This window comes from Actinobaculum sp. 313, from assembly GCF_003073475.1.
GTDB lineage: Bacteria > Actinomycetota > Actinomycetes > Actinomycetales > Actinomycetaceae > Asp313.
Map to the genome: position 1 here is coordinate 297,355 of NZ_CP029033.1, position 20,262 is coordinate 317,616.

At 60.3% G+C, this 20,262-nt stretch carries 8 protein-coding genes; 6 read left to right on the top strand and 2 right to left on the bottom strand.

Annotated elements, in window-relative coordinates; all coding sequences use genetic code 11:
• Window positions 1-87 precede the first annotated feature (87 nt).
• The 3 genes from DDD63_RS01260 (at window position 88) to DDD63_RS01270 (ending at window position 1,792) form a co-directional block, all read left to right on the top strand.
• Window positions 88-270, top strand: a complete 183-nt coding sequence (locus tag DDD63_RS01260; protein ID WP_108714846.1) for a DUF4244 domain-containing protein — start codon at window positions 88-90, stop codon at window positions 268-270.
• Between the two features lie 428 nt (window positions 271-698).
• Entirely contained in the window at window positions 699-1,040 is a 342-nt protein-coding gene (locus DDD63_RS01265; protein ID WP_108714847.1) for a TadE family type IV pilus minor pilin, read from the top strand.
• Between the two features lie 140 nt (window positions 1,041-1,180).
• Window positions 1,181-1,792: an Rv3654c family TadE-like protein gene (locus tag DDD63_RS01270; RefSeq protein ID WP_108714848.1), complete on the top strand. Its 612-nt coding sequence runs from the start codon at window positions 1,181-1,183 to the stop codon at window positions 1,790-1,792.
• Window positions 1,793-2,124: 332 nt separating this feature from the next.
• Here DDD63_RS01270 and DDD63_RS01275 read toward each other — a convergent pair whose 3' ends face one another.
• A complete protein-coding gene (locus DDD63_RS01275; RefSeq protein WP_240611314.1) occupies window positions 2,125-4,665 on the bottom strand; it encodes a DEAD/DEAH box helicase in 2,541 nt (846 codons plus the stop codon).
• Between the two features lie 760 nt (window positions 4,666-5,425).
• Here DDD63_RS01275 and DDD63_RS01280 point away from each other — a divergent pair.
• The 3 genes from DDD63_RS01280 to DDD63_RS01290 all read left to right on the top strand — a co-directional run bounded on the left by DDD63_RS01280 (window position 5,426) and on the right by DDD63_RS01290 (window position 18,410).
• Window positions 5,426-7,327 (top strand): ribonucleoside triphosphate reductase, encoded by a 1,902-nt coding sequence (locus DDD63_RS01280; protein WP_108714849.1) that lies wholly within the window; start codon window positions 5,426-5,428, stop codon window positions 7,325-7,327.
• Window positions 7,324-8,241, top strand: coding sequence for an anaerobic ribonucleoside-triphosphate reductase activating protein (locus DDD63_RS01285; protein WP_240611315.1), 918 nt, complete (start codon window positions 7,324-7,326; stop codon window positions 8,239-8,241). Before DDD63_RS01280 ends, DDD63_RS01285 begins: the two co-directional genes overlap by 4 nt.
• A 668-nt stretch (window positions 8,242-8,909) precedes the next feature.
• Complete coding sequence (locus DDD63_RS01290; RefSeq protein WP_125482392.1) at window positions 8,910-18,410, top strand: DUF5979 domain-containing protein; 9,501 nt, start codon at window positions 8,910-8,912, stop codon at window positions 18,408-18,410.
• A gap of 69 nt (window positions 18,411-18,479) precedes the next feature.
• Here the strand turns inward: DDD63_RS01290 and DDD63_RS01295 are convergent, their stop codons facing one another.
• On the bottom strand, window positions 18,480-20,042 hold the full coding sequence (locus tag DDD63_RS01295) for an MFS transporter (RefSeq protein WP_205647281.1): 1,563 nt from the start codon (window positions 20,040-20,042) through the stop codon (window positions 18,480-18,482).
• Window positions 20,043-20,262: the final 220 nt, after the last annotated feature.

The window sequence follows — 20,262 nt, forward strand, 5'->3', positions numbered from 1 at the left end:
CTTCTAGCGGCTGGTCTGCTGTGCCCGCGAAACGGGAGAGTGGTAGTACCGCGCCACAAAGGGTGGCGCCAAACATTGGAGGAAACAATGTCTATGCAACTCGGAGGTTTTCTGGAGGACACCAGCGGCGAAGCCGGTATGGCAACGGCTGAGTACGCGATAGGGACCGTCGCCGCCACATCTTTCGCAGGGCTTCTGGTGTGGATGATGAAACAATCCTGGGTCAAAGAGGGGTTGGTGTCGATCTTCAAAGCAATCTTCAAGTTCTAGCCGTAGAAGCGAGCGGGGAGGCGGCTGGGAACATCCCGACGGTCGCCTTCCTGCTCGCTACCCAAACTGATTGGTTGCATCTTGCCATCGGCAGTTGTACACAACGGAGCCAATTCTCCACCTCGCTGAAGGGCGCTTTCGCAGCCTTGCCGAAGGGCGCTGAGCCGCAACGGCTTGCTACGGACGTAAACTCTGCTCTGCCTGCAAGGCTGAACTTGGCTTCGCGCGTTTATCGGCGACGGGTGGCGGGGTTTGGCCCGCCACCTGCGTGGTCGATTCTCACGTTCGTTGCAGGCACATGTTTGCCACACACATGATCGGGAGATTGCGTAGTGTGCGATTGCCGAGGGCGGTTGCCATAACAAAGGAGAAAAACAATGTGGTCACATAAGCACGAGTCAGCTAGCCCAGTTTCATCGGAGCGTGGCATGGCGACCGTCGAAATCGCGCTTGGGATGATTCCGATAACGGTCATGATCATCGTCGTACTTGCCGCTGGCTCCCTTGTCCATTCCTACATGCAAGCGCAGGATGCCAGCCGTATGATCGCGAGGTCGGTTGCACTGGGAGAATCGCCCGATGTAGCACACTCGGCTGCTGCGCAGGAGTCCAATATGACCGTTGCCATCGAGACCGAGGGTGAATATGCCCAGATCACGGTTACCGCGAAGCCTGGCGGAGTACTCGCGCCGCTTGGTTCCGGTCCACTGGGTATCGACATATCCGCCACGACTGTGGCCCGGCTCGAACCGGGGGTGACGCTGCCATGAACAGATGCGTCAATGGCAGAGGCAGGAGTGCCGCCGTTGGGAGCAGGGTGCGGAAGCATCGGGGTGCTGCGCCACTTCTATCAATCGGCCGCAGTAGACACGGGTCGGCTTGCGTAGGTTGCGGAGGAGGAAGACCGGCGATGTCGCTTGTTGAAGTCGAGAGCTCTAGTCTCTCGGGCTCGGGCGATCAGGTCGGGCCGGGTGATCAGGTCGGGCCGGGTGGCCTATTCGGGTCGGGTGGCCTATTCGGGTCGGGTGGCCTATTCGGGTCGGGAGATCCGAGGGAGGTTAGCGCGCATACGCTGCTCAAAGGGTCTGTGGCACCCTGCCAAGACCGCGAGTCGGTGCAGCGGAGCATTAGTTGGCATGCCGGTGACACACGAAGTGAGCGGCCGAGAGCCTCCCCGGAGGTCGGGGCTGGAACAGTGCTCGCGGTGGGTGTGTGCCTTCTGGCGGGCATGCTCGCGGTCCTGCTCCTGTTTGTGGGAAGTGTTGTCAGTGTCAAAGAACGGACACAGGATGCAGCGGACCTAGGCGCGCTTGGCGGCGCGCAGGTCTTCCAGGAGTCTCATGACGGCGAACAAGCCTGTGCCGCGGCGGCCATGATCGTGCAGCGGAATAGAGCAGAGTTGGTGGAGTGCACAATGAGTGGCGAATATGCCACAGTGAAGGCACGCACGGTGGCGGTGTGGCATTGGGTGAGTTTCACTGCGCAGGCAACGGCCGGTCCGGCGGACGCGCCACCCGAGTGAACGCTCACACCCCCGGGCAAGAGTCCGCACCCCTGAATGAACGCCCGAGTCACCTGAGCGAACTCCTGCGCCCCCCAAGGGTTCAGTGCCACCCCAGAGAAGGCCTGCACCACCCAAGTGGAAGCCTCAGTTGCCTGAATCCCACAGGTACCGCAGCTTCATGGCTGCGGCTACCCGGAAGCTGCATCGTGGGTTGTAGTGGTACGTGCGTGACCTTTCGATGCGGCGCCGAGGATGCGGCAACAAGAACAGATGTGGTGCCAAGAGTACAGGTCATTTAGCAGGGACAAGCTCGTATCCGGCGTTTGCTCACCATCTCGGCATGGTACACGTCACTCTGTAGGGGCAGCCTCCTGCAGAGAGGGCAAGAGCAGGCGGAGTAGCTGAATTGCGCCCGCCTTGGATAACGGCTCGTTGTTGTTCCCGCATTTTGGTGACTGGACACAGCGCGGACAGCCCGTCTGGCACGAACAAGTCTCCAGAGTGCGCAAGGTCGTTTGGATCCAACGGGTGGCGGAATCGAAACCGCGGCGTGCGAAACCTGACCCACCAGCGACGGCGTCGTGCACAATAACCGTTGCCTCGCCCGTTTGCGGGTGGACAGCGGTGGAAAGGCCGCCAAGATCCCAGCGGTCGCAGGTAGCAAAAAGAGGAAGGAGGCCAATCGCAGCGTGTTCGGCGGCGTGCAACGCCCCCGGCAGATCCGCGGCCGGAATCCGTTCTTGTTTCAGCGTGGCGGCGCTTATCGTCCACCAGGTACCAGTTGTTTCGAACTGACGTAGAGGCATCGTCAGTGGTACAGAGCCCAGGTACATCCCGTCATGGGAGCGGCGGATGTCATAGCCCGTGACGCGGGAGGAGACAATGACCTGGCCGACGGCCCAAGTCCCGCAGGAGAGATTGACCGAGGATGTGGTCTCAAGGATCTCGACTCGATGTTCTTCACGGGAATAGGTGCGGATCTCCTCTTCGCGGTGGGGGTGCACCACCGCAGTGTCGGAGTCTAATTCGTCGACTTGGTAGGGGATGCCCTGGTGAAGATAAATGGCCCCCGGATACACGGTGGTGTCAGCGCGTTCGCGGCCAACGGTGCCCAGAAGTGCACCGTCCTCGGAGTTGATGATGGAAACGGTGCTCGCTTCACCGCGTACGCTGACCGTGTCGTGTGCTTGGGTGCCCAAGGCCGTATTCCAATACCAACCGGTTGGTCTTTTCCGCAAGAGCTCTCCGGCGGCGAGATCATCGAACAGAGTGGTGTCGGCAAGCCCGAACAAGGCGGCGTCCTGCGCGACCAACGGTAGCTCGGCTGCCGCCGCGCATAGCTGCGGTACGAGAACATTCGGATTAGCAGGGTCAAACACATTGACCGCAGCCGGAGGCTGGCGAAAACTGTCCGGATGTGAGAGAAGGAACTGGTCCAGTGGGTTGTCACGTCCGATGAAAACCGATAACCCGGCCTGCCCGGCTCGCCCAGCGCGCCCGGTCTGCTGTGCGAAAGAGGCGTGGGTGCCAGGCCAACCGGTAACGACGACGGCGTCCAGTCCGGAGATATCGATGCCCAGTTCAAGGGCATTGGTGGTCACCAATGAACTGAGAGTTCCATCGCGCAGCGAACCCTCCAGCTCACGTCGCTCCTCGGGAAGATAGCCACCGCGATAAGCAGCGACCCGGTTACGGACCTGAGGCGCGTGATTGGCCAGGTAGTCGCGCGCGATCTCGGCAACACGCTCAGTTCCGGCACGCGATCGAACGAAGGTGAGACAGCGCGCCCCGGCTGCCACCAATGTTCCGGTCAACTCACCGGCTTCCGTGTTAGCGGCGCGGCGAGGCCTCTCCTCGCCGGCGAACTCGATATCGGGGTCGTATCGCCGTTGGTCTGTGGGAACGCCCGTCTCGCCCTGACCTGATGTTGTCGTGTCTTCTTGCCCGTTTGGGCTGGTGACTAGGGGTGCCTGAGAAAGCCGGGGGTCGCGAGTGCCTGGAGGAAGTCCAGCGGCTGCTCGTCCCTGCCCCATGCCGGTTCCGTCACGGCCGTTGTTTGCGTCGTCGAGCTCACGGCACTGCCACAGCACGGTTGTCTGCGCTCCGCGTGGGGCGCCGTCGTCGGCAATCCCGACCACCGGCCCTAATGCCTCGCCGAGCATTCGCTCGGCAGCTGATTCAGGGTCATCGCTGGTCGCGGACAGGAAAACCACGACCGGTCTTGCCCCGTAGTGCGCCGCCATACGCAGGAGTCGGCGTAAGGTCAGGGCGACGTGCGCGCCAAATTGACCGCGGTAGGTATGGAACTCATCAACAACGATCAGATGAAGACCACGCCACAGACGTGTCCAATTCTGCTGTCGAGCCAGTAAGGCATGATGCGCGAAGTCTGGATTCGTCAAGATGATGTCCGCGTAGTCGCGCGCCCACGAGCGTTGCGGCAATTCAGAGTCGCCATCAACCGTGGAAACGCCGATCTGAGGATCCACGATTCGGCACAGGGTACGCAGCGCATCCAATTGGTCGGCAGCCAAGGCCTTGGTGGGAGACAAGTACAGGGCAGTTGGTCTGCGGTGCAGGCGAGACAGTGAGACCTCGTTCCGCTCAAACCTGACGAGTTCTGCAAGAAAAGGCACCCACGCCGCGAGTGACTTGCCGGAGCCCGTACCCGTAGCGATAACGGTGTGGAGTCCCGCGTGAATCGACTCCGCCGCCTCCGCCTGATGAATCCAGGGGCGTTCCACCCCCTGCCTTGTCAACGCGTGTCGAACCGCAGTGGGAATCCATTCGGGCCAACGGCTAGTGCGACCGGGACGTTCGGGTTGCTCAATGATTCCCGTAATCTGGCCGGGAGTCGCATGGCCACGTAGAACATCCAACAAGTTGGTCACCCGTCAACCCTATGGCATCAAGCGGCTTCTCTGGGGACGGCATGCCATCGGGTTGCCATCGATACTTTGGTCGGCCGGTACCGTCTTGCACGATTCCGATATCGGTACAATGAGTCGGCCATTGACGCGAGTGTTGCGACTCCGGTTACCTCTGTCTTGAAACCGGTAGGACGGCCCACCGCTCACATTGCCCCCACTTCCGGTAGGCCATCCTTGATACTCGGGGCGGCGCGCGGAGCAGCCGACGCTCGCTGGGCAGCGCCTCAGGACATCCTTGATACTCGGGCAGTGCTGATACCCGACTCGCGAGTCGCGACGTGTGGAGACGAGCGCACCGAACACTTCCGAGAGTGCACTGCCTGCTCAGAGAAGAGCGCACTGCATACTCAGCCGAGAATAATAGGGTCGAGAACATTGCCTGTTGTGCGAGTGGTGGGTGGAGTTCATTCGGCTGTCTTCCCCCGGCAAATTCGTTGAGGACTTTAGTCCCAAGTGTTCTATAAGGTGCGGCGTTGTGGCTTATGCGTGACGCAATATGTTGGGTAGCACGCGCGTGTCTACCACTACATGTAGTGGTACATGGCCTATGTTGGACAACGCGCCTCGGGGTGTTCCGAGGTGCACACTGATAAATGCAGTACTGGTACGCATAGTGCCTATGAATAATGTGCTGGTGCGGCCGTCGCCTCAGTCGCCCGGGGTGGTGCTCGGTAGAGGCTGCGACTACCAACAATCGGCGTTCGTTGGAGGGAACATAGATATGGCAGAGAATACGAACCGCGTTGAGATTGACGCCATTGAGACGGTCAATGAATATCTTGATCGCTCTGATTGGCGTGTCAATGCCAACGCCAATCAGGACTATTCCCTGGGTGGTCTGGTCCTGAACTCCGCCGGCAAGACCATCGCGAACTACTGGCTCACCCAGGTGTACAGCCCCGAGGAGGGAAAGGCGCATCGTAACGGCGACTATCACATTCATGATCTGGACATGCTCTCCGGATACTGTGCTGGTTGGTCCTTGCGCCGTCTACTCGAAGAGGGGTTCAATGGCGTCAGCGGTGCCATTGCTTCAGCACCGCCCAAGCACTTCTCTTCTGCCTGCGGTCAGATCGTGAACTTCCTCGGCACACTGCAGAACGAGTGGGCGGGAGCGCAGGCGTTTTCCTCCTTCGATACCTACATGGCGCCCTTCGTCCGGCTCGACAACATGGCATTTGCCGAGATCAAGCAGTGCATCCAAGAGCTGATCTACAACCTCAATGTCCCGTCTCGCTGGGGAAGCCAGTGCCCCTTCACGAACCTGACCTTCGATTGGACATGCCCGGCTGATATCGCGGATAACCACCCCCTCATCGGGGAGGAGGTCTGCGACTTCACCTACGGTGAGCTTCAGCACGAGATGGACCTGATTAATCGCGCGTACATGGAAGTTATGACCGAGGGCGATGCCGATGGCAGAGTCTTCACCTTCCCCATTCCGACCTACAACATGACGAAGGACTTCGACTGGGACTCTGAGAATGCCAATCTGCTCTTTGCGATGACTGCCAAGTACGGTCTCCCCTACTTCCAGAATTTCATCAATTCGGAACTTGATCCGGGGATGATCCGTTCAATGTGCTGCCGTTTGCAACTCGACTTGCGGGAACTCCTTAAGCGCGGCAACGGCCTGTTCGGTTCGGCTGAGCTGACCGGTTCCATCGGCGTCGTCACCATTAACACGGCCCGACTCGGTTATCTCTACAAGGGTGACGAGGCCGCTCTCTACGCCCGCCTCGACCACTTGATGGATTTGGCGAAGTCCACGCTGGAGAAGAAGCGCGTCAAGGTGCAGCAGTTCATGGACCAGGGGCTTTATCCCTACACCCTGCGCTACTTGGGGCATCTCAACAACCATTTCTCCACCATCGGAGTCAACGGTGTTAACGAGCTGATCCGTAATTTCACCGACGACGCCCACGACATTGCCGACGAGTGGGGTCACGCTTTTGCGGTGCGTCTGCTGGAGCATGTGCGCGAGCGCCTTGTGGCGTACCAGGAGGAGACGGGCAACCTGTACAACTTGGAAGCCACTCCCGCGGAAGGCACCACTTATCGATTCGCGAAGGAAGACCGCAAGCGTTACGCGGGCATTTTGCAGGCCGGCACCGACGATGAGCCGTACTACACGAACTCCTCTCAGCTGCCTGTTGCCTACACCGACGACGCCTTCGAAGCCCTCGAGAAGCAGGCGGATCTCCAGTCCCTGTACACAGGTGGCACGGTCCTCCACTTGTACATGAACGAGCGGATGAGCTCTGCAGAGGCATGTAAGCGGCTGGTTCGGCGTGCGCTGACGAACTTCCATCTGCCCTACATCACCATTACGCCAACCTTCTCCATCTGCCCGGTGCACGGTTACCTTGCCGGTGAGCATCTGACATGCGAGAAGTGTGCGGAAATGAACCCGTCGGCGGAGCCGCAGGTCTGCGAGGTGTGGACGCGGGTGATGGGCTACTTCCGTCCCGTCCAGTCTTTCAATATCGGCAAGAAGGGTGAGTACCACGAGCGTGTGACCTTCAAGGAGGGTGCGCTTGCCAGCCGCGCTTTGCACGGTGACAAACTAGTCGATTCGTATGACGAATTCCAGGCGCAACTCAAGCAGGAAGCCAAAGCGTGATCAATCGCGACCAACAGGTTGACTGGCCGGTAGCCTCTGGTGCGACCGGCCCGTCCGACCGTTGTTCACAGTCGGAATCCGCGACTACTTCTGCCACGCCGTTGGCAGCCGCCGCTACGCGGTCGGCCGCCTCAGCCGTCGCAGGTAGATTGAACTCACTTTCCGCACCTGTAGCGGACGATGTGGCGATTGCCGGGTTCGTCCCGCTGTCCAGTGTTGACTGGCCGGATCATCTTGTTACCACGGTGTTCTTGCAGGGGTGCCCTTGGCGGTGCCCCTATTGTCAGAACTCGGAGATCTTGGATTCCCGCACACCGGGCATCGTGCCGTGGCAGGAGGTGACGATTCACTTGCGGCGGCGTCGAGGCCTGCTTGACGGCGTCGTCTTTACCGGAGGCGAGGCGCTGCGACAGGCGGCGCTGATCCCTGCCATGCGCGAGGTGCGTGATCTGGGATTTCAGGTAGGCCTGCATACCGGAGGCGCCTATCCCAAGCGTCTCCGGGAAGCACTGGAATTGACGGACTGGGTGGGGTTGGATGTTAAGGCACTGCCCGATGACTACCGTTCCGCTGCCGGGGTCGCCGCAGGTGACAAGGCCTGGGAGTCGCTCGACATTATGCTTGCCATCCATGAACAGCGTGCCGGTTCCACTTTTCCGCTCGATTACGAAGTGCGGACCACCGTGTATCCGGGATCGCCTTCGGCTGAACACTTCACCGCCATGGTCGAGACCCTGCGTGCCCGTGGTGTTAGGCGCTTCGCCCTGCAGGAGGCGCGTACGACCGGTACCGATCCGATTTTTCAGGAGATGGCCCGGCGGTGGGACATGCCTGCGTGGCGGAGGCGATTCACAGACTTGACGGTGATTGCGCAGAATGTGGGCTTTGATTGGGTGGAGGTTCGCGACGTGTGATAGCACCGCTTTCTTCGTGAGGGACCGGTGGTGTGAAAAGGTAGGGCTTATGTCGCGGGAGCATTTGGTGGCTGATGGGTACTCTGTTGGGATCTGTGCTCTGCCTCCCAAATTTGGGAACATGGCTGCCCGGGCTGTTGTCCTTGGATTGACGGTTGGAATATGCGACGCTTGACTTGGCGTGAGCGTGTGACGCGAGTCATGTTGACAAGTTGTGGTGCTCTCATGTCGGCCGCAATGTCTTCAATAAGCAAACACGCCTCATATGATATGTACCTGGGGGAATAGACTGTACAAATCAATTGCAACTTCTATAATCTCGTACAAGACGTGAACTTAGATATGTTAGTACGACAGCGTTTTGGCTGGTCACGCAAGTGGCAAAGTTGAGACTCGAGGTTTTTCTTTGTTGTAGCATACTGCCAAGCTTGGCCTTGAACTTGTTCAATTGGGCCAACGACGATCACATTCTGGGGGCGAATGCGATGAGTAGTATAAAACATACATTCTCTTTAATGTGGGAAGAACAAACTGCGACAATACTTCGAAGGTTCCAGTGTTTGAACGCGGGCCTGAGTCGATCATCGTGGACCGGCCGCACCACGCAGTGTCGAACTTTTGGTGGGATACTCGCGGTACTTGTCTCAACGATGCTTGTACTGGGATCGGTGATCTGGCCATGGCACACCACGCCGGCACAGGCAGCAGAGGTAACGGTTCCACTTGGCGAGACCGTTGCCAGTGTCTCCAACGTGACGATGAAAGAGGAACCCATCGGGGGCGGATACTCCAACGAGTACTACGCCAACCGATACGGCGGTGTACGCTACTCACCAGTTTCGGGCGGCAACTACCTCTACCAGACCACCACGGAAGATGTGACCGGCTCCCAACAAGAGTACGCGCTCTTCGCCTACGGTTGGGGGACCAACCAGAGTAGTGCCGGACCAACAGCTGACCTGCAGACGCAGAGTTCGGTCGGTTTCCGCCCCGGTGAGACCTCCGCGGTGGAAGTCGGGAAATCCTTCCTTGTGGGCGATATGCGTCACTGGAACAATCCCATTTTCACCACCACCGATTCGCGCTACAAGGACGACGACGGCAATGGTGGTTCGCTCCTGTACGGCAATATCAATGTTGCTCTCGGCCAGAACCCGGACGGCACAGTGGCTATTGATTCCGCCTTCCCATTTACGCTGCATGAGACAGTGAACACCTGCCGGTCCACTTTTGACGCCGATGGGAACTACGTGGAAGACGGCTCCGGGCGCTACGCGATGAACAGTGCCGGACAGGTCGGTCTTCGCGCCACCTGGACCGGATGGGGATGGTCCTCCGACTACCACTACGCATATGATCGCTCCGGCATCCTGCGGTCCTTCCCTGCCGGTGACGTTGCTGCTGCGGGAGAGGACAACGGCGCGCTATACGGGAAGAACGGCCGCTCCTGCGAGGATGACTATCTCACCATTGCCACTGATCGGTCCGACACAGCATGGACGGATCCTACAACAGGCATACAATACAAGCTCAAGTTGTGGGGTTTCGTCAACAAGGGAGCGGATTGGCAGGCTTGTGCAGCCGAGCTTGATGAAGCGGACATTGTTGATCTTGAGGCAGGCTTTGTTACGAAGGAAGCCGCGCAGACGTACGGGTGCCTATACGGTTCCATGGAACAGGTCCGTGAGGTGACGTTCCAGAAATACGCCACCACGGCCGAGCAGTGGCAGGACACGGAGATCCCCACCTTCACCTACAGTAATCTCTCCGAAGTTGGTTCGGTGGCGGCCGAAACCTGGAGCCCCATGGGGTCCATGACGCCGTCGGGCTGGGGCACCACCAACATGGCGGTTGACAGCAAGACATACGAGTTGCTCGCGCCGGATGACCGCGCCAAGGTACAGGAGGATACCCCGGTTCCCGCCTTGACGGACAGCTCCTCTGGATGGCGACTAGCCGACATTGTCTGTACATACGGTGACGACGGCAATATCCTCCTGGACCGCAACGGAAACCCGTTCGACTCCACTGCCGACAATCCGACACCTAATATCGATATCGACGCTGGAACGCTAGCGCTAGACAGTACCGATTTGGCGGACAACGTCAACGACACGAATATCACCTGCACGTACCACAATGAATACGAGGCGAAATCACGCCTGACCCTGGTCAAGGCATTGCAGGGTGACGTTCCCGACGGCGTGACGGCTGACCAGTGGACGGTGACGGCCAATGGTACCGACACCATGACCAGTGATACGGCAGTTTCCGGACGTTCGGGAAGTGAGGCTGTGACCAGCCAAGTCGTCCCCAGCGGTTCATACCAGCTGTCGGAGAGTGCGCCAGCCGACGTCTACGGTTTCGAATTGGTTGAGGACTGGAGTTGCGCGGACGCCGATGGTGCAACGGTCGACGTGAGCGACAGCGTAGTGAACCTTGCCGACGACGCCGACGTCACCTGCACCGTCACGAACCAGCTGCGTACCGGCAGCCTGCAAATCAGCAAGGAGATCGACGACCCGCTGGGTGGACTCGCTGATACAACAAAGACCTATGACATTTCCTACGACTGCGGTACCGCGAACGGAGTGGACTACTCGGGAACACGTACGGTAAGCGCGGGGGAAACGGTGCAGATTGACGGTATCCCTGCCGGTCTGACCTGCACGGTTTCGGAGGAGACCCCGGATGGCGGTCTTACGAACTCGTCCTACCACTGGGCAGAGCCGACCTTCTCCGCGCAGGACGTGGTGACCGTTGGCGATGACACGGTCAGTGTGACGGTTACCAACCACATCGCCCAGGAGACGGGATTGCTGCAGATCAGTAAGAGGGTGCTACCGGAAGACGGCGTTGCTCAGCCGGGCTATACCGGTGAGCGAGCCTTCCCCATTGACTACTCCTGCCAGCTGGACGGCTCCGGGGTAGCCTCCGGTACGGTGGAGCTTGCCGATGGCGAATCAACCACGGTGACGGTGCCCGCCGGGGCGACATGCACAACAAGCGAAGATGTTCCCACCGTCGAAGATGGCGATTTTGCAACTCCCGCTTACGAATGGACACGCAACAACATCGTTGATCAGACGGTGACCGTCGCTGCGGATGCCACGGCCTCCACCACGGTGGAGAACTACTACACGGTGGTCCTTGTTCCGTTGAACCTGACGAAGCAAGTCGTGGGCGGGGGATATCTCGGGACCGCGGCTGACGGCTCGACCCATACCTTCACGATCACTGCGGATTGTGGTGCGGGCTTCACCTATACGGAGGAAGTGGCAGCCGACGAGACAGTGACCGTTCAAGTTCCGCGTGGCACCACCTGCCAGATCAGTGAGAATGCAGACGGCGCTGACGACGACTTCGCCGACGACGTGCTGGATGCCGATCACGAATGGGACCCGGCAGCCACGGAGTACGTGGATGCAAATGGGCAAGCCCTCGAGAACAATCTCATCGCTATCTCTTCTGCGGGCGGTGAGACCGCCAAGGTCATAAATCACACTACTGCGGCCTGGGGCGGGATTGCCGTGACAAAGGTAGTTCCGCAGACCGAGGGTCTAGTAGCCGGAACCGCCTTTGATTTCGACATCGCTTGCGATGCCCCGGCACAGGGAGATGACGAGAACTACACTGCCCATATCTCCCTGGCAGTCGGCGAAGTCTGGCGCAACACGGGTGCCCCGCTTGCGGCGGGTACCACCTGTACGGTGACCGAAGAGTCGTTGACGGGCACATCCACCGGGCTTGTCGATTCGTCATACCGGTGGGCGTCCACCACCATCGATCCCGATGATGGAGTGGGGAACACGGTGGAGGTAGATGGAACGACGGCGACGGTTGTGGCGCATGCCGCCAGTTCCGACGCAGGGCGTCCCTACCCGCGTGTGACCTTCACTAACACCTACGAACGCGTCTACTCGACTATCGGGGTGGAAAAGATTCTCAATACTCTGGACAGCGATCCGAGTGTGGGTACGACGACCACCTTCACTGGCACCTGGACATGTAGCTACGGCGGTGGCGCAACGGAGGTCTCCGGAACCTGGAGCCGGACTGGAGCAGGGGCCGCCACATTGACAGTGACCTCGGGTGACGCCGTCCTCTCGGAAGGCAATACGCGTGCTTCCGTGCTGCTGGGTTCCAACTGCTCCATTACCGAGGACGACCCAGGATATCCGGACCCCGCGAATCACTCCTTCTACTGGCAGAATCGCCAAGCGGGTGAACCCATCACCGTCAGTGCGGATGCCAGCGCCAACACGCTGACCTACACGAACACGGTCGGCAAGTACTTGGCGGGGCTGACAATCACGAAAACGGTGAACGGCCCGGGTGCGGGTGAGGGATACGCTGCAGGTTCCTTCACGGTTCACTATGAGTGCACCTCGCAGGCGGGGCACACCGTATCGGGTGATGTGGCCCTGAGCGATCTCTCGTCCCAGCTCGTCTCGGATGTCCCCGCCGGCTCTACCTGCACGGTGTCGGAATCCGAGAATCTGCCGACGCCGATCGATCCCTATCGTTGGGATACGCCGTCCTTCACAGTGAGCGGTGATGGTGTCACCGGAACTACCACGAGTGATGGGGCAGTCACCTTCACCCTGCCGGATGAAGGTGAACCGGAAGTCGGCGTCGAAGTGACGAACTCGCTGTCTGCGCGCACGGGATCAGTGACGGTTGCGAAGACGGTGGCCGACGAGAACAAACAGGGTTATACGGGAACAACCTTCCCGGTCTCACTGCTGTGCACACCGCCGGGAGGAGATGCGGCTACGGTGATGGGTACGGCCGATCTTGGCGATGGCGATAGCGTCACCTTTGAGGTGCCGCTCGGCTCCACCGGATGCTCGGTGACCGAGGCCACGATCAGCGGCGGGCTGCAGGACGACTCCTACGCCTGGGGGACGCCGGACTTCTCCGATCCTCTCGCCAACGTTGGTGAAGGCGATAATGGCACGCTCACGGTGACGAACCACATCGAGCGCCGATTCGGCACTATCAGCCTGAGCAAACGGATCACTGGTGAAGGCGATGCTGCTGCACAAGGAGGGGCTGTTACCTATACGGGCAGCTTCGTATGCACCCACGCCGGAGACTCTGACATCAGCGGCACCTGGAGTGTGACCGGTGCGGGAGTCGCTACCGTGATCGCCACGGTCAACGGGACAGAAGTTGATCTCGCAGCCGATAACAGTGTGCTGCCGCTGGGGGCAAGCTGTACCCCGGCGGAGGACCCGGTTAACGATCCGCCCAATGCGGGCGACCCATCCTATGTATGGGGCGCTGCCGGTGATAGCGCTGCGGTAAGTGACGCCGTCGTCGCTGCGGATATCACCAACGAAATGACGGTGACCAACGAGGTGGTCCAGGAGACCTCCACCGTGCATATCAGCAAGGAGGTCACAGGTGAAACCGCTGGCCTGGCGAACGCCGACCAGACGTTTACCGTGTTCGCCACCTGTACCGATGAGGGCAACGACTCTTTCGATCCGCGCGTTGTGGAACTGACCAATGGTCAGACGGCGGACTTCCCGCGCACACTGCCACGTGGCTGGACGTGCCGGCTTTCCGAGGAGTCGCTGACGCAAGACATGCTCAAGGATGTCTCCTACGCGTGGGGCACTCCGGTTTTCGAGGTGACCATTGACGGTGTCACCACCGAGACAGACACCTTCGTGGTCGAGGGCGATGAAATCTCGATCAAGGTCAGCAATCCGATTACGCGCGTGCGTGGCAGCCTGGAGATCCGCAAGGAACTTGGCGCCACCGCGGCACAGGATGGCATCGTCAATGACGGGACCGCGTACAGTGGCTCCTACACCTGCAGCTATGACGGCGAGGAAATTGCCAGTGGCACGTGGAGCGTCGACGGCGCCGGTACGGCCACTTTGACAACATCGGACGGTGAAGAGCAGGGCGAGCTTCCGCTGACCGCGGTATGTACTGCGAACGAGGACACCCCGGCAGACTCCGCACTGCGCGATACGTCGTATACGTGGCTCGATCCGGTGGTCACCTACTCGGGTCCGAATGTGGAATCCGGGGCGACAGTGGAAGCGGACTCTCCGGCACTTATCACTGTGACGAACGATGCGACACGCGTCTATTCGGATCTGCGTATTGAGAAGATTTACAGCGGAGTGGATGGCGACGGCACAACGGCTGGACTTGCCGACGGTGCCGAGGTCCTCATCTCCTATACCTGCGTTGCTGCAGATGGCAGCACAGTGGAGGGGCAGACCACTCTTCCCGCCTCTGGCGGTGCCATTGCCACACCGGATCTGACGGCGGCGCGCATCCCCGCAGGTTCCGAGTGCTCGATCCAGGAACAGACGCTTACCGATGACTTGCTCAGCGATAAGTCATATGGATGGAACACACCGGTATACGAGGTGACGCCCGACGAGGGTGGTGAGTTCGCGGGCGGTAACTCGGTGACAACCGAACCGGAGGCTACCGCGGTACTGCGGGTGACGAATGAAACCACACGCAGGTACGGTGCCCTTGAGATCGTCAAGGACATCCCGGAGGGCTCCACGGCCACCTTCGGGAACGTCTATTCGGGCGAATGGACGTGTACAGCGCAGGACGGCACGGTAGCCGCCGGAGAATGGACGGTGACCGGACGAGGAGACGCCACCCTGACTGGCGCGGACGGTTCAAACCCGGCGCGTATTCTTGCCGATTCTTCCTGCACGGTTGCCGAGAGCGGACGTCCGGGAAACCCGGTACATTCCGACGCTTCGTACACTTGGACGACGCCGGTGGAGGAGGTGCCGGTTGACTACACCAACAACGGGGTGATTCCAGCCGGTGATCACGTTCGGGCAACCGTCACCAATGAGACGGCGCGTAATATCGGCTCCTTCCAGATTCAGAAGGCTCCGATCGAAGGCGCGTCCGATGGCGTCACCGATACTACATTCGCAGTCGACTACTCCTGCCGTGCTGGCACAAACGATCCGATTAGCGGGACCGTGGAGGTGCAAGCAGGCGGGGCTCCGGTCACCGTTGCGGATATTCCGCTCGGCTCGTACTGCACGGTATCCGAGCAGGGACCGCAGGGTGGTCTCGCCGAAGGCATGACCTGGCAGCACCCGGAGACGTATACCGTCACCGGTGCAACCATCATGATTGCGGAGGGCGAGGAGCAGGTCGAGTCGGTTACCGCCGATGAGGTGCAGTTCCGCCTTCCCGTTGATCCGGACGCCGAGGCGGCGACTGTAACCGTCACGAACACGGTCCTGCCGGAGGCCCTGATAGCGAAGACCTTCACCGGCTCCGCACAGCATATGGTTGACGAGGCCTGGGATGGCACATGGGATCTGACGTACACGGTGACGGTGACTAATCCGTCTTCCGTGCAGGCATTGACATACGACCTGAGCGATGTGTTGACGCTTCCGGACTCCGTAGTTCTTAACCAGGTGACCATCAGCGGCGGTGCGCTAACCGAGACGCTTGCTGCGGACGCCATGCCGGATCCCGTGATTACCGGTGCGGAGCTTCCCGCGGCGGCCGACGGCGAGGGGACGCATACATACACCATCACGTTGAATGTGACCGGTCCCGCCGACGGCGTTAACACCTCGGGACAGGCGGAGTGCTCAACTGATAGTGCCACCTCTGGTGAGACGATCCATAACTCGGCGACGGTTACCTCCAATGGTACGGAGCATTCGGATGAGGACTGTGGATCGATTCCTGAAACTCCGGAGGTGGGTGTGGAGAAAACCGCTTCCACGGCTACAGATAACGGTGACGGAACGTGGAGCATTGACTACACGATCACGGTCACCAATAGCAGTGAGGCGGTGGGCCGTTACACGTTGAGCGATACGCCGTCATTCGGAGATGGCCTGACCGTGCTCTCTGCGCAGGTACGGCAACCGGGCGACGACGAAGCACAAGACCTCGAAGGCACCGGACCGTGGACATTGGCCACCGACCGGACGATCACCGCCGATGGGACGCATGAGTATCACGTCATTGTCTTGGCACAGGCCGATCTTGGCGCGAATGGGATTCCGGATACGGCCGTATGTGAGCCCGATGGCTCCGACGGCCCAGGCCAGGGCTTCTACAACGCTGCCACGGTCAGCTCTGCCGGCAAGACCAGCGACGCGGACGCTTGTGCCAGCCCCGCTGTTCCGGAAATCGTCAAGAGCCTGGACAGTTCCGATCAGCGTCTTGCCGATGGTGCCTGGGATGGTACGTGGGATTTGGAGTACAGCATTACGGTGAGTAATCCTTCTGCGGATATTGCTGTGGTGTATACGTTGGTGGATACTCCGGCCTTGGGTGATGGTGTGACGATTAATTCGGGTACTGTGACCGGTGGGCAGACTCCGGATGGTTTCACGTGGACTGCTGCCAATGGTCAGACGCAGGTGATTGTTGATGCTCCGGTGACGCTCCAGCCGGGTGCGAGCGACACCTACACGGTGCGCTTAAATGTGACAGTACCGGATGCGGGTGTACCGGCCGACGGCTTTGACGCTCAATGCGTGGGTGGCGATACGGCCGCTGGTAACCAGGCGCTGCACAACACGGCTACGGTAAGCGCCGGCGGTACGACCTTAGAAGATGAGGCCTGCGGATCGATTGAGCAAGCAGCCCAAGCGACTATCGAGAAGAGGCTCGAAGGAGTTCCCGTCCAGCAGCCCGATGGAAGCTGGACGATCACCTACAGTCTCATTGTCTCCAATAGTTCGGCGCTGCAGGCCCGCTTCGACCTGTCGGACGAGTTGAACTACGGCGCAGGAATCACCGTGGACTCGGCAACTATCGAATTGACGGAAGGTCACCAGGCGGTCACGGAGACCAACTGGGACGGCGTGCAGAATACGGCCGTCGTCGTCGGTGGAAGTATTCCGGCCGCCGAGGTACCGGCAACCGACGATGACCCGGGAACCCCGGCTAGGATCGTCTATACGGTGACCGTCCATGCGAGCGCGCCGCTAGCGACTGTGGCTCCAAGCGCGGCCGACTGCACCGTTGATGACGGCGAGGATGGCCGCACAGGTTTCCGAAATGTTGCATCCCTGGTGTCAGGTGGGCAGAGCACAACTGCTGAGGCCTGTGGAGCCCCGGCTGCCCCAACGGTTGACAAGACCTTCACCAGTGCGCAGCGGCGTCTTGCCGATGGTGCCTGGGATGGTACGTGGGATTTGGAGTACAGCATTACGGTGAGTAATCCGTCTGCGGATACTGCCGTGGTGTATACGCTGGTGGATACTCCGACCTTGGGTGATGGTGTGGCGATTAATTCCGGTACCGTGACCGGTGGGCAGACTCCGGATGGGTTCACCTGGACTGCCGCCAATGGCCAGACGCAGGTGATTGTTGATACTCCGGTGGCACTCCAGCCGGGTGCGAGCGACACCTACACGGTGACGCTCAATGTGAACGCGCCCGCGTCGGGAGTGAACACGGACAGCGCCATTGACGCGCAGTGCCAGGGCAGCGACGCGCCAGCGGGTAACGAGGCGCTGCACAACCAGGTGACCCTGACATCCGGAACCTCCGAATTCACCGCCGATGCCTGCGGCGATATTCCGGCACTGCCCGCAGTTATCGTCGATAAGACGGTGACTGGTACACCGACGCTTGTCGACGGTGTGATGACGGTGAAGTATCAGGTGACTGTGACGAACACCGACGAAGCAAACGCGACGCGATACACACTCACGGATACTCCCGCATTCGGAGAGGGAATGGAGATCATCTCTGCCGAGGTCACAGGCAATGGTGCGGCGGACGACTGGGATGGCACGGCGCAGCCCGTGGTCGTCAGTGATGCAGCCCTGGAGGCAGGAGCCTCCGAAACCTTCACGGTAGTCATCCGAGCCAAGATTCCATCGTCGCTGAGCAGTACTGCAGGCAACTGCACGCTGGAGTCGGGCGAGTCAGGAACCGGCGCGCTGAACCGGGCAACGGTGACAGCCGGCGGTGAGGAGATGACGGATGAGGCCTGTGCCGAGCCGCCGTCGCCCACTCCGACCCCGTCTACGAGCCCGTCCCCGAAGCCATCAACACCCTCGCCGCACAAGATGCCGTTCACCGGCGCGGATATCCGCTATGCCGTGTGGGCGCTGATCTTGATCGGCGTGGGTGGTCTCGCCGTGGTAGGAGCTCGTCGCCGCCGGAAGCACACGGAGGCGTAACTAAGCAGCCGTAAGGCTGCGACGGCTGCACCTTCCGGATTTGTGTGAGGCAATCCGGGAGGTGCAGCTTTAGTGTGTACCCTCGTCAACGACCCGGCGCGCGGTTGCTCGCTCGTTATCCGAGAGAACCGGGGAACCGTAGGCAGTGCGAGTGCGGCTGTCGGCGGCGAGGTCTGCAAGTGCGATGACAAGCGCCACGATAACAAAACTGGCAATGAGCGCATACCCCATACGAAGCGCATGGGCGTATCCATGTGCGACTTGTTGGAAGAAGAGCCCGGTCACAGCAGCGGTTCCCACTGCAGTGGCGATACGCTGCCCGGTCTGCATGATCCCAGCAGCGGTCCCTCCATTAGCCACCGGCACATCGCGCAGACTGAGCACCTGATTCGGTGAGTTGATCCATCCAGCAGCGAAGCCGAGTGGCAGTGTGGACAGCGCCAACAGCCAGACTTCTGTCCCTTCGGCCACAAAGGTGGAGACCCAGGCGGTCAGCGCCAGGCCAGTGAGATTACACAGCAGGCCGTAGACGACGATCTTCCGTCCCCAGCGCACCACCAGCCGCCCGCCGAGCGGCGCGGAGTAGATCGACAACAACGCGGAGGGCATGCCGATTAGCCCTGCGACTAATGCGCTACGTCCTAGCCCGTTCTGGACGAAGAGCGCAATGAGTACCCAGATCGTCGTCGTTCCGGCGAAAAACGCGGTGATCATGGCTGCACCGAGCGAAAAGGTTCGGATGCGGAACATAGCCAGATTAACCATGGGCTCATGCCCGCGTCGCGCGTAGGTATGTTCCCACAGGAGCCAGATTCCCAGTACAACGAGTCCCGTGGGCAGTGCCCACCACGCAAGCGGATTCTCGGCGGCGACCATGAATGGAAGCATGATGAACAGAACCGCGACACCCAGCAAAACCGCACCGAAGGGGTCTAGGTCGTGGTGCGGACGCGGCATCGAGCGCCGGGGGGCCAAGCCGTCGCCTTCGTTTGGTACAGCGTTGCCGTGATCCGTGGCGTGTTGGCGGCGAACCTTCCTTCCCTCGCGTGGCAGCCATCTCCAGCCAAGAATGACGGCCAGTAGGGCGAGCGGGATATTGATTCCGAGCGTCATGCGCCAGCCGAGCCAACTGGGAAGAGAGCCGAGCAGTAGTCCACCGATGACCGGTCCGATTGCGACCGCGGTTCCGACGACAGCACCGAATAACCCAAAGGCGCGAGCCCTCTCGGCGCCACGATAGTGCTGTTGGATCAGGCCGCTGACCTGCGGATTGTAAAAACCGGCGCCCACCCCCATCACGGCGCGTGCCAAGTTGAGGACCAGTGCGTTCGGCGCCAGCGACGCCACCGTTGATGCGATGCCGAAGAGGGTGACTCCCACCAAGAAGAGTCGGCCCCGGCCCAGCAGATCTCCGGCGCGGCCTGCGGCGACGAGCACGACGCCGAAGGTTAGGGAGTACCCGGTTAGAGCCCACTGCAAATCCGCCGCACTTGCATTGAGTCCGGTCTCAATGGCGGGCAGGGCGACATTAATGATGCTGACGGTGATCAGGGAGAAGAAAAGCGCGGATAGTAGAACGAGCAGTATTCTGTCGCGCTCTCTTCCTTGCAGAGCTTCAGTTTGTTCGGGCACATCCTCATGATAGGAGGTCGCACAGATGATGACATGGGGCGACTAAGAGGTGACCCCTGTGAGTGCCTGCATAGTTGAGTGCGCCTGGTTGCCGTTGGCGCTCATTGGCTCGCGTGGCTGCTTGTTGTGCCATATGCTGCTCCGGCCGCTCGCGGTGCCCATATGCCACGCCTCACTGGCTGCTCGTGCCCATGGTTCGCGCTTCACGGCTGCTCGCGGT

What these genes read in the sequence shown, in the direction of transcription:
- DDD63_RS01265 (WP_108714847.1), top strand. Translation starts at nt 699, where the DNA reads ATGGCGACCGTCGAAATCGCGCTTGGGATGATTCCGATAACGGTCATG.
- DDD63_RS01260 (WP_108714846.1), top strand. Translation starts at nt 88, where the DNA reads ATGTCTATGCAACTCGGAGGTTTTCTGGAGGACACCAGCGGCGAAGCC.
- DDD63_RS01270 (WP_108714848.1), top strand. Translation starts at nt 1,181, where the DNA reads ATGTCGCTTGTTGAAGTCGAGAGCTCTAGTCTCTCGGGCTCGGGCGAT.
- DDD63_RS01280 (WP_108714849.1), top strand. Translation starts at nt 5,426, where the DNA reads ATGGCAGAGAATACGAACCGCGTTGAGATTGACGCCATTGAGACGGTC.